Source organism: Pseudarthrobacter sp. MDT1-22 (assembly GCF_054511035.1).
The window spans coordinates 160866-172855 of the sequence record NZ_JBTNDK010000008.1; the positions used below are offsets into that span (position 1 = coordinate 160866).

An 11990-nucleotide genomic window follows, 5' to 3' on the forward strand; every position below is an offset into this window, starting at 1 on the left:
AGTAGGTCACGATGGGGTCTCGGGTAGGCTGGTGCAGCAGACAATGCGCAACATTGCGCTGCCCGCATTCGAACCAGGAGATTTTGTGACCGCTGACCTCGTCATCGTAGGGTCTGGCTTTTTCGGCCTGACAATCGCAGAACAGGCCGCCACTGAGCTCGGCTTGAAGGTGGTCGTCATCGACCGCCGCCACCACATCGGTGGAAACGCGTACAGCGAAAAGGAAGAGCAGACCGGGATCGAGGTGCACCGTTACGGCGCCCACCTGTTCCACACTTCGAACGAACGCGTGTGGGAGTACGTGAACCGGTTCACCACCTTCACGAACTACGTCCACAAGGTCTACGGCGTTCACAAGGGCGAGGTCTACTCACTGCCCATCAACCTGGCCACCATCAACCAGTTCTTCCGCGCCAACCTGACGCCTGGCCAGGCGCAGGCGCTGATCCAGGAACAGGCCGGCGAGCTCGCTGGGACGGATCCGCAGAACCTGAACGACAAGGGCATCCAGCTCATCGGACGGCCGCTCTATGAGGCGTTCATCAAGCACTACACCGGCAAACAGTGGCAGACCGATCCCAAGGACCTGCCCGCCGGCATCATCTCCCGCCTCCCGGTGCGCTACAACTACGACAACCGGTACTTCAACGACAAGTACGAGGGCCTGCCGACGAACGGCTACACGGCCTGGATCGAAAAGATGGCGGAACACCCGAACATCGAAGTTCGGCTCAACACCGACTTCTTCGACGAGTCGCACGAATATAGCAAGGACAAGGTCGTCGGCAACATCCCCGTGATCTACACCGGTCCGGTGGACCGTTACTTCGACTTCGCAGAGGGCGACCTTTCGTGGCGCACCATCGACTTCGAAAAGGAAGTACTCGACGTCGGAGATTTCCAGGGAACGTCGGTGGTCAACTACAACGACGCCGAGATGGCGTACACGCGCATTATTGAGCCGCGCCACTTCCACCCCGAGCGCGAGTACCAGACGGAAAAGACCGTCATCATGCGCGAATTCTCCCGTGCCGCAGAAAAGGGCGACGAGCCCTACTACCCGATCAATACGCCCACAGACCGGGAACGCCTGCTGAAGTATCGCGACCTTGCCGCAGCTGAGAAGGACGTTCTCTTTGGCGGACGGCTAGGCACGTACAAATACCTCGATATGCACATGGCCATAGGCTCAGCCTTGACCATGTTCGACAACCAGATTCGGCCTCATTTCGAAGGCGGAGCGAAGCTTGAAAGCGGAGGCGTAGACGCATGAGTGTCTCAACTGAAAGCACGAACGGCACCGAAAGCTCACAGGCGAACGAAGAACGCTGGGATACGCTCCAGCGCGTTATCCTGCCCAGTTCAAGCCAAATGGACACTGTGCCGCTGTACATGGACATGGGCACGGCCACCGGTATCCAGCTGCCCACTGTCGGCGACCGCGACGGAAAGGCCAAGAAGCCGCAAGCCTTCAGCAGCCCGACGAAGGAAGCTCACGTTGAGGACTTTCTATCACGCTTCTCGACGTCCGTCCGGTCCGGGGAGCGCGTCTCTTTCGGTAGCTACTTCAACGCTTTTCCTGCCAGCTATTGGCGCCGGTGGACCCGCGTTGAGAAGGTCCGCCTGCATGTGCGCACGCAAGGGACCGGATCCGTCATTGTCTATAAGTCGAACGCGCGCGGTTCGCTGCAGCGCGTGGACACCCGCAGGGTGGAGGGCTTTTCGGAGAATTTCTTCGAACTGTCCCTAGCACCGTTCGGCGACGGCGGGTGGTACTGGTTCGATCTCGTGGCCGGCTCGGAACCGCTCGTCATGCTGGACGCGGAATGGCAGGGCCCGGTGGCCGAAAGCCAGCCTGGATCGGTGACGCTGCAGATCACGACGCTTAACAAGACGGACTTCTGCCTCAACAACTTGCGGCTTCTCGCTGAGAGCGGCGAGGCGCTGGAACACGTCCACGAAATCCTGATCGTCGACCAGGGATCCCAGAAGGTTGCGGATGCGGAAGGCTTTTCGGAGGTCCGGGATTCCCTGCAGGGGAAACTGCGGATTATCAACCAGTCCAACCTCGGAGGCTCCGGAGGTTTTGCCCGGGGGATGTTCGAAGCTGTAGAGAATGGCAGCGACTACGTACTGCTGATGGATGATGACGTCGTCGTCGAGCCTGAAAGCATCATTAGGCTGCTGACGTTCGCGGACCGCTGCAAGACTCCTACGATTGTCGGCGGACACATGTTCGACCTGTACAACCGGACAGTCCTTCATACGTTCGGCGAAGTCGTGAGCCCATACCGGTTCCAACCGTCGCTGCCCAACGAAGAGATGATTCTTGGACACGACTTCATGTCCTCAAACCTCCGCCAGACGTCCTGGCTGCACCGCCGCTGCGATGTGGATTACAACGGCTGGTGGATGTGCCTGATTCCGACGAAGGTGATTCGCGAAATCGGGCTCTCCCTACCGCTATTCATCAAGTGGGACGATTCAGAATACGGACTTCGAGCGAAGGCTCATGGCGTCCCCACGGTCTCTCTGCCCGGTTCAGCCGTCTGGCATGTATCTTGGATCGACAAAGACGATCTGGTTGGTTGGCAGGCTTATTTCCACGCCCGTAACCGGGTGGTTGCAGCGCTGCTGCACAGCCCCTATGAACATGGTGGACGCGTCGTCCGGGAATCCCAGTACATCGATGTCAAGCACCTGGTGTCGATGCAGTACGCCACCGCGCACGGCCGTGGATGGGCCCTTGAGGACATCCTGAAGGGTCCGGAGGCGCTGCGGGACCTGCTCCCGTCCAAGCTGCCCCAGATCCGGGAAATGATGTCAGGGTACTCTGATTCCGTGTTCCGCCCCGACCCGGACGAGTTCCCGGCTCCGAAAATGGACAAGCCTCCGCGCCGGGGACACGGGATCTCCCAACCGTCCAAGATCTCGCTGATTCCTTGGGCAGCCAAGACCGTGATCCGGCAGTTGGCCTCCCCGGTCAGCGGATCAAGCGCCGAGCGGCCGCAGGCCACCGTGGCCCACCAAGACAACCGCTGGTGGCGGATGGCCCAGTTCGACAGCGCCGTGGTGTCCAACGCAGAGGGTACCGGCGCGTCCTGGTACCGTCGCGATCCGAAGCAGCTCCGGAAGATGCTGGCCGAAAGCGCGCGCCTGCACGCCGAACTCCTCAAGGACTGGCCGCAACTCAGCCGGAAATACAAGGCCGCAATGAACGACCTCACGTCGATTGAGTCCTGGAGGAAGACGTTCGAGCAACACACTCAGAACGAGGTCAAGTGAGCGGGATCAGTCCCGGGGAACTAACCACGCCCGGACTTGGCGGTGGCCTACGCGATCTTCGCCAGTCCAGCTTTCTGCTGAAACTGTTGGTGCGGAAGGAACTCAAGGTCCGCTACCGCGGTTCCGTTCTTGGACTCCTGTGGTCCTACGTTAAGCCCGGTGTGCAGTTCATTGTTTTCTATGTGGCACTTGGTGTGTTCCTCGGGCTGGAACGCAGTCCGAGGAACCCCGACGGGCTGTCCAACTACGCCGTTTACCTGTTTTCAGGCATCGTCCTGATCAATTTTTTCTCGGAGGCGTTGGGCAATGCGGCCAGGTCGATAGTCAACAACGGCAACTTGATTAAGAAGATCTATCTTCCGCGCGAGCTATTCCCAGTTGCGTCCGTATGGGTCTCGGCTGTCCACTTCTTCCCTCAGCTGGTGGTGCTGGTGGCAGGCTGCCTTTTTGCTGGGTGGCACCCAGACGTCTTCCAGCTTCTTGCGGCCGTTGCCGGCTTTGCGATTGTTGGCTTGCTTGCAACTGGTCTGGGGTTGTTATTCGGTGCCGCCAACGTCTACTTCCGCGACTCCGAAAACCTCGTGGACATGTTGCTGATGGTAGCGACTTGGGCCTCACCCGTGATGTACGCGTGGACCATGGTTGAGCAGAAACTCGGCACAACTGCGTTCGCCGTCTACCAGGCAAATCCGGTGACGATCGGCGTCGAGCTCTTCCACTATGCCTTCTGGTTCCCGACGACAGATGGATCCGCTGCCATGCCTCCCAATCTGTTCAGCCTCTGGACACCTGTGGGACTGGCAATTGCACTCTTGGTCCTGGTTCTGGGCCAATTCACTTTTCGGCGGCTCGAGGGCCGCTTCGCGCAGGAGCTGTGAGTGGTCAACGCAATCGAAGTCTCTGACATCAGCAAGCAGTTCGTGCTGCGCCATACCCGGTCCATCAAGGAGGCCGTGGTCTGGCTAGCCAAGGGGCGGAAGGGCGACCTGTCGGAGAAATTCCACGCCCTGAAGAACGTCTCGGTGGAAGTGAAGACAGGCGAAACGGTCGCGCTCCTCGGACTGAACGGATCCGGAAAATCCACGCTGCTGAAGCACATTTCAGGCGTGATGCTGCCGGACTCCGGCACGGTGCGGACTCGGGGCCGCGTAGCGGGCCTGATCGAAGTGGGGGCGGGATTCCACCCGGACCTTTCCGGCCGCGACAACGTGTTCCTCAACGGCGCCATCCTGGGCATGACCGAACAGCAGGTCAATGACCGATTCGACGATATTGTCGAGTTTTCTGAGATCGGCCAGTTTATCGACACCGAGGTCAAGTTCTACTCCTCTGGCATGTATCTGAGGCTGGCATTCTCCGTCGCGGTCCACACCGACCCGGAGGTGTTCCTCATCGACGAGATCTTGGCCGTCGGCGACGAGCCTTTCCAACGGAAATGCATCGATAAGATCCGGGAACTGGCACGGAACGGCAAGACACTCGTGGTGGTCAGCCATGATCTCGACCTGGTTTCCCGCATCTGTGCCCGAGGAATTCTGCTGGAGCACGGAAACCTGATGTTCGACGGACCGATTGACGAGGCTGTAGCCCTCCTGCGCGCCTGAGCGGTTACGTACACCATCACGCCAGGTCGTCAGACGGGCATTTTGGACGCGCCAAGAAAGTGGCCCAGGCGCCTGCGCGCAGGCTTGGTTTATAAGCGTCGCGTATGATTCGGTGGGCGGCCATGACACTGACGTGACTTGTCGGTTGCACTCGTATATTAAGATCAGTTGGAGGATTCCCTTGTCGTGGTGGTCAGTAGGCCCGCTTGTTGTGGTGGCGATGGGGTTGTTATTTGTGCCTGGGGCGCTCGTCGCTTGGGCAAGTCGAGCCCGTGGGATGGCGCTGGTCGCCATTGCCCCGGCGATCACGGTGTCGATTGTCGCAGTCTCGGCGTTACTCGCGCCGCTTGCAAACATGAAATTGTCACTTCTGCCTGTTCTTGTGCTAACCGCGGTGATTGCAGCTATTGCTTTGGTCATAACGTCCCGTTTCGGCGGCACGTTCAAGGCTCCCGACTATCGATTCCATTCCATCAATTGGTGGGTTGGTGTGGGTCATGCGCTTGCGCTGCTTGCCGCCGCATTTCTCATTGGGCGACGGCTTGTTGCGGCCTTCGGCCGCCCGGAGGGGTTCTCACAGACGTTTGACAACGTCTTTCACCTAAACGCAGTCCGCTATATTCTCGACACTGGATCGGGCTCGTCCATCACAGTGAGTTCAATGACAGGTGGCGGATTTTATCCCGCAGCCTGGCACGATCTCGTCGCGCTCGTTGCCTCCATAACGGGCTCCGAAATCCCGGTATCCGTGAACGTTGTCAACATCGTCGTCGGCGCTTTTGTGTGGCCGCTTGGGTGCATCTTCCTCGCTCACAAGACTCTTGGCAACCGGGTTGTCGTCAGCGTTGCCGCCGGTATCCTGTCCGCAGGATTTGGCGCCTTTCCCTTGCTCCTGCTGGACTTCGGTGTCCTTTACCCGAACTTCCTGGGCAACGCACTGTTGCCAGTGGCAGTGGGACTTGCCATACAGGCGATGGGGTTGGCGAGCAGCGCCGTCGAGTCGAAGCCCGTGCGCTGGCTCCTGTTTCTTTCCGTGCTTCCAGGGATATCTCTTGCGCACCCGAGCAGCGCTATGGCGCTGGTGGCGATGCTACTGGCGCCGTTGTTGATCCTGTGGACCAGGCTTACAACCACCGTGGCGCGGCGGTCGAGCAGACCGTCGTTGATCGTGCCGGGGATGATTTTGCTGCTTCTCATCGGACTGGGCATGGTTGCGGTCCTGTGGAAGACGATCAGACCGCCCGAAATAGCGGCGTTCTGGCCTCCAGTCGAAACGACTGGCAGGGCGATCGGTGAGGTGATTACAAGTTCCACAATTGGACGTCCGGTTTCGTGGGTTGTGATGGTCCTGGCCGTGGCTGGCCTCATGTCGCTGATCTTGCGGCGCAGCCACCTCTGGCTCGTGGGAATGTACGTCGTTATTTCCGGTCTCTTTGTCGTCGTTGCGTCGTTCCCGTTTGGCGAAGTGCGGACGTTCTTCACCGGAGTGTGGTATAATGATCCGCCGCGTCTTGCATCCCTGCTCCCTATAGTTGTCCTGCCTCTTGCCGTAATAGGAGCGGTCCGCGGCTGGGACAGATTTGTCGTTCCAGTGTTTGCTTCCTTCCCGTTTACGAATCACTCGTCGGTGGAGGACAAACCCCGTGAAACGCCACGGTATGTCGCCGTGGCTGTGGGACTGGCTGTTTCAGGTATTTTGGTGGCCGGCACGCAGCAGGCGAATGTCCGTCAGGCCGCCATTTCCGCCTCTGTTGCCTACCAGCTGACGAACGACTCGCCTTTGGTCTCCGCAGATGAGATGGCCTTACTTATGAGGATTAATAACGAACTTCCTGAAGACGCGATACTTGTTGGGAATCCATGGAATGGAAGCGCCTTGGCATATGCGTTTACAGGCCGCGACGTCGTCCAATTCCATATACTCAGCGAGTTGCGTCCCGGCTCGGAGAAGCTCTATACCGGGTTGAATACTGCTGCAACAGATCCATCAGTCTGCCCGATTGTTGAGCGGCTTAAATTGAGCTACGTGCTCGATTTTGGTCATCGCGAAGTGCACGGGGGTGACAACGGTTTCAGGGGTCTGGATAACCTTGAGGAGGCAGGAGTTGCAACGCTCGTGGACTCCGAAGGGCAGGCGAAAATTTACAAACTGACTGCGTGTGGGCAGTGAGTTACACAAGGGTGAAAGGGATTCAGGAATGACGATCGTCTTAACAGGAAGCAACGGTTTCCTCGGATGGCACACGCGCGTATTGGCGGAGAGCCTCGGCGAGCAGACTGAAGCGTTGGCCCTTGGGGACAAGTTCGACGTCGGCTCCGCGGTTGACGCTCTGGAACGGGCGACCATTCTGGTGCACGTGGCGGGAGTGAACCGGGGCGATGATGATGACGTCCGACAGGGCAATATTCGGTTCGCTGAGCAACTGGCCACCGCACTGGACCTGGCATCGACGAGGCCGCACAAGGTGATTTACGCCAATTCCATTCAGGCGGGTAACGATAGCCCTTACGGCAAGGGCAAGCAAGAGGCCGAAGAAATTCTAAGGCGGGCAGCGGAGCAGGCCGACTCCCGATTCGTTGATGTCAGGCTCCCGAACCTCTTCGGCGAGCATGGTGTTCCTTTTTACAACTCAGTGGTTGCTACTTTCTGCCAGCTCGCGGCCCAAGGAAGACCAATTATGGTCCAGGACGACAAAGACCTGTTGCTTCTGCACGCTCAGGTGGCGGCCGAGATACTCCTGGGTCTGCACGAGCCCGAGGATTCCCTTCGGCTCGCAACCAGTCGGCGTGTGAGCGAGATTGCTTCGCTCATTCAAGAAATGGCAAGCGTTTACTCCAAGGGAACCATTCCGGATATTTCCAACTCGTTTGAGCGCGATTTGTTCAACACTTATCGTTCATTCTTGGTCGGCGATCGTCTTCCCATCCCCTTGGACCGGAAGGAAGACGCTCGAGGGGCCTTTTTTGAGGTAATCCGAAGCGCAGGTGGGGAAGGACAGTCCTCATTTTCAACGACTGAGCCCGGCGTGACCAGAGGGCAGCACTACCACCGGCGAAAAATTGAGCGTTTCACGGTACTTGCAGGGACAGCCGAAATTTCTATGCGGAAGCTGTTTTCCGATGAGGTATTGACGTTCCCCGTGGGAGGCGCGAATCCCGTAGCCATCGATATGCCGACAATGTGGTCACACAAGATCACTAATACCGGATCAGATAAGCTTTACACCATGTTCTGGATCAATGAAATATTTGACCCAGCCTCTCCCGACACTTTCCCGGAGGAAGTATGACCGACGCTGGCCGCAGGCTAAAAGTATTGACCATTGTAGGCACGAGGCCCGAGATCATTCGGTTGGCGGCTACAATTCGGCGGCTTGACCGCAGCACGGATCACGTCTTGGTACATACTGGCCAAAATTACGACTATGAACTGAACGAGGTCTTTTTTGAGGATTTAGGCCTCAGGAAGCCCGACCACTTCTTGGAAGCCGACACAACGTCGCTGGGGGCCGTCCTCGGTTCAATACTTGCCAAGACCGAGCAAGTGCTCCTAGCCGAAAAGCCGGATGCAATGCTTGTCTTGGGCGACACCAACAGCTGCATTTCCGCGCTCATGGCGAAACGCCTGCGCATCCCTGTCTATCACATGGAGGCGGGCAACCGTTGTTTCGACGAAAATGTCCCTGAGGAGACGAACCGTCGACTGGTCGATCATGTGGCGGACTACAACCTCGTGTATACCGAACATGCTCGCAGGAATTTGCTCGCCGAAGGGTTGCATCCGTCGCGGATTCTGCTGACTGGGTCTCCCATGAAGGAGGTCCTTTCGGGCAATGCTGATGCCATCGCGGCCAGCGACGTTCTCGAAAAGCAGAACCTTACGCCCGGTGGCTACTTCATGGTGAGCGTGCACCGTGAGGAAAATGTCGATAGTCCCGAGCGTCTGGCGGAGATTCTCAAGGCGCTTCAGTCGGTCAGTGAGCGCCATGGGCTTCCGGTCCTCGTCTCGACGCATCCGCGGACGCGTAACCGGCTGGACGACCAACCCGAAGAACTTAAGCGTGGATTGCGTTTCCACCCGCCGTTTGGCTTCAACGACTATGTAAAGCTTCAGCAGGAAGCCAAACTGGTGTTGTCGGATAGCGGCACTATCAGTGAAGAATCTTCCCTATTGGGCTTCCCTGCAGTCACTTTGAGGGACGCAATTGAACGTCCGGAGTCGCTCGACACAGCCGCGATTATTACTACTGGCGTGAAGGCAGAAGCAATTGTCGATGCCATTGATATTGTCCTGGACCAGTACGAGACGGATGGCCGGCCTGGTATTCCGGCAGACTACCAGATCAGTGACACGTCGAGGAGGGCAGTGAACTTTATACGGTCCACCGCCCACACCCATCACCAGCGCACAGGAATATTCGTTAACATCGATCGGTGACATCGTTTACCGCTACGAAAGCCACTCCGGCATGTCCGGAGTGGCTTTCTGCTTCTAACGAATCTCTCTACCGGACCAAGGCGGCCACGCGACAGGCGCAGCTACCGACCCCGTTCTGTGTGTGATCGACTATCTGTAGGCCGTTTCAGCCGAGAAATCCGGCTGATTTGGTGGCTGGTTTCCTGCCAAAAGAGCGCTAAGAATCAGGCCGGGCAATTCCCCTCCTAATCATGGATTCGGGGAGTGCGTGTTACGCGTCGCAGTGTTTGGCGGTAGGGGCGTCTTTGTCGATGACGATGCAGGTTTTTCCCGTGGTGTCTTGATTTAGTGCCGTCGGCGGCGTCAGGCTGACGACGTCCGGATAAGGCGAACGGCCGGCGTGGGAGTTTCGAAGCACCACGCCGGCCGTTCTGACGCGTAAAGGCCGCGCCGATGCTCACGGTAAATCATGAGGCTGTCTCTGTCGAGTCGGATCTGGCTGGCGGTTGGCCTGTCCTGGGTGCAGGGGCAGGCTGCGCCCGTGGGGCTGGGCGCGGGAACGGCTGATCCGGCACGGCACCGGCACGGACCTGGCCCTGGTGCGCGGACGTCCGCGCCGGGGGCGATGCGCGGATTGTTCGGCCACGCATGTGCTGTTGGGCGTGGATCTGGCGGCCCGGCGGGCCGATACGGCCGAAGTGATCGCCTCCGCCATCGAGGCCAAGGCTGCCAGCGGGGCAGGGCACGGGGTGATCGCGGCGTGGCTGGGCCGGCCGGCGTCCACGGTGCGCGGCTGGCTGCGCGCATTCGCCGCTTCCGCCGGCCCGATCGCCGAAGTGTTCACCGCCCTTTCCCACCGTGACGGCGCGGACGCGGCCGGACTCTGGCCTGCCCCTGCCCCGGCACCGGCTGGCCGGGCGCTGGCTGCGGTGGCGGCGTATGCGGGCGTGCTTGCGGCCCGGTTTTCCGTCGCCACCGTGGCGTGGCAATCGGCAGGGCTCGCCGTTGCGGGTCCGTTCTTCTTCAGCGCCGGCCGATGGCAGGACCGGGTCCAACACGAGCTGGCCCTTATGCCTGGTACCCCGGGCGGCAAGGGTAGGAGGAGCGCCGGCTGATCCTGCCGGGGCCATCGTTTCCTGACATTTGACAAGGACAGTGACCCATGACGGAATCCGAGCCGCACCGCGGACCCCTGGCCCGCAAGGACCGGGCGGAAAAGATCGCGTTGTTCCGCTATCAGTGAATACTGGCTTCCAAGGGAGCCACCTGCCGTGCGCTTCAGAGCCACCTGCCCAGATCACGGATCGTGTCGTTCAGAGCCACGATTGGCGTGGTTGAGAGCCACCTGAAAAGCTCCTCCCACCATGTGATGGCCACGTGGTGGGAGGAGTACCGGTAATGGTACGGAAGATCAAGGCGAAACTTGTCTTGCAGTTACGAAATCAGGGTTTATCAGGCAGGTCGATCGCCTCGGCGCAGGGCATCGCGCGCAATAGCGTCCAGGCGGTGCTCGATGCAGCGGACCGGCTCGGCGTCGTCTGGGATGACGTCGCGGAGCTGTCGGAAGCCGAGGTGTATGCGGCCGTGTTCCCCGGCCGCGGCGTTCATGAGAGCGTCTTCGCGCAGCCGGACTGGCCCCGGGTTCACACTGAGTTGGCCCGGGTCGGGGTGACGTTGAAGCTGTTGCACCAGGAGTATGTCGACGCAGCGTCCATGGCGCAGGCAACGATGAGCTATGACCGGTTCTGCCGCCTCTATGGCGAACACGCCGCCGTCTCGGGGGCGACGTCAAGGGTCGGGCACAAGGCCCAGGACTCTGGACATGGTCCGATGCGTTGGAGTGACTTCAGCGTGATTCCGGTGTTTTTGTTGCCTGCGGGGTGTTAATTTTCCCATCGATGCGATAAAATCTAGACAAGAAATCGTGTCGTGTGGGGTGGGGTGGGATGATGGGCGTGATGACTGCTCAACTGCCCCTGCCTGCCTCGATGGACGCCGGTGCTGTCCTGATCGGCGCTGTTGCGTCGCTGGTGGAGGACGAGGACGGCGGCCGGGTTTTCGTCCATGGCGAGCTCTCGTATGTGTGGGATGCCGTGGATGGGGTGTCCCGCCGGTTCGCGGCGGCCAAACTGGCGGATATCAAGGCCGGTTCGGTCGCTGAGGTCGCTGCCGCGTTCGGGGTGGATCCGGGCACGTTATGGCGGTGGCGTCAGGACCTGAGCGCGGGCGGGGTGCTGGGCCTGGCTCCGGAGAAGTCCGGCCCGAAAGGGCCCAGCCGGCTGACGGAAGCCGTGATGTCCCAGATCCGTTCCCTGCGTGCGACCGGGTTGTCCCTGCGCGCTGTTGGAACGGCTGTGGGTGTCTCCGAATTCAGTGTCCGGCGGACCCTGGCCATGGAAGCCTCTGCCCCGGAAGATGCGGGTGCTGCGCGCCCGGGCCCGCCGGTGGCGGAGGCCCTCCAGGAGGGGTTGCCGGTTCTGCCGGCACCGGTGGACCGGTCCGCGGAGCGGGCGGGCGCCCGGTCCGGGTTGGTCCAGTGCGCGTCCCCGGTGTTCGCCCCCGCGGCCCGGGTGCCGTTGGCCTGAGGTGTGTCAAGGATGTGAGACAGTCGCGTAGTTTCTTTTTGGTCAGGCAGCCGCGGGAAGCGGTTGCGCGGTTGGCGTGAAGGCCGCCATTGCGGTGGC

At 59.9% G+C, this 11990-nt stretch carries 9 protein-coding genes and 1 pseudogene; all 10 read left to right on the forward strand.

All coding sequences use genetic code 11. From position 1 onward, the window contains the following. Positions 1-85 precede the first annotated feature (85 nt). The 10 genes and pseudogenes from glf to ACX80M_RS09060 all read left to right on the forward strand — a co-directional run bounded on the left by glf (position 86) and on the right by ACX80M_RS09060 (position 11891). Positions 86-1273: a UDP-galactopyranose mutase gene (glf, locus tag ACX80M_RS09015; RefSeq protein WP_459309408.1), complete on the forward strand. Its 1188-nt coding sequence runs from the start codon at positions 86-88 to the stop codon at positions 1271-1273. Next, on the forward strand, positions 1270-3285 hold the full coding sequence (locus ACX80M_RS09020; RefSeq protein ID WP_459309409.1) for a glycosyltransferase: 2016 nt from the start codon (positions 1270-1272) through the stop codon (positions 3283-3285). The genes glf and ACX80M_RS09020 overlap by 4 nt, the downstream gene beginning before the upstream one ends. Beyond that, a complete protein-coding gene (locus tag ACX80M_RS09025; RefSeq protein ID WP_459309410.1) occupies positions 3282-4163 on the forward strand; it encodes an ABC transporter permease in 882 nt (293 codons plus the stop codon). Before ACX80M_RS09020 ends, ACX80M_RS09025 begins: the two co-directional genes overlap by 4 nt. After that, on the forward strand, positions 4164-4889 hold the full coding sequence (locus tag ACX80M_RS09030) for an ABC transporter ATP-binding protein (protein WP_459309411.1): 726 nt from the start codon (positions 4164-4166) through the stop codon (positions 4887-4889). 220 nt (positions 4890-5109) lie between these two features. After that, positions 5110-7059, forward strand: a complete 1950-nt coding sequence (locus tag ACX80M_RS09035) for a DUF6541 family protein (protein WP_459309417.1) — start codon at positions 5110-5112, stop codon at positions 7057-7059. A 28-nt stretch (positions 7060-7087) separates the two neighbouring features. Continuing rightward, a complete protein-coding gene (locus tag ACX80M_RS09040; protein WP_459309412.1) occupies positions 7088-8179 on the forward strand; it encodes a polysaccharide biosynthesis C-terminal domain-containing protein in 1092 nt (363 codons plus the stop codon). Then, complete coding sequence (gene wecB / locus ACX80M_RS09045; RefSeq protein WP_459309413.1) at positions 8176-9327, forward strand: non-hydrolyzing UDP-N-acetylglucosamine 2-epimerase; 1152 nt, start codon at positions 8176-8178, stop codon at positions 9325-9327. The genes ACX80M_RS09040 and wecB overlap by 4 nt, the downstream gene beginning before the upstream one ends. 635 nt (positions 9328-9962) lie before the next feature. Then, positions 9963-10421 (forward strand): hypothetical protein, encoded by a 459-nt coding sequence (locus ACX80M_RS09050; RefSeq protein WP_459309414.1) that lies wholly within the window; start codon positions 9963-9965, stop codon positions 10419-10421. Between the two features lie 283 nt (positions 10422-10704). Next, positions 10705-11115, forward strand: a pseudogene (locus ACX80M_RS09055) (IS21 family transposase); the annotation flags it as partial. 149 nt (positions 11116-11264) lie between these two features. Further along, positions 11265-11891 (forward strand): helix-turn-helix domain-containing protein, encoded by a 627-nt coding sequence (locus ACX80M_RS09060; protein ID WP_459309415.1) that lies wholly within the window; start codon positions 11265-11267, stop codon positions 11889-11891. The last annotated feature ends 99 nt before the right edge of the window (positions 11892-11990 follow it).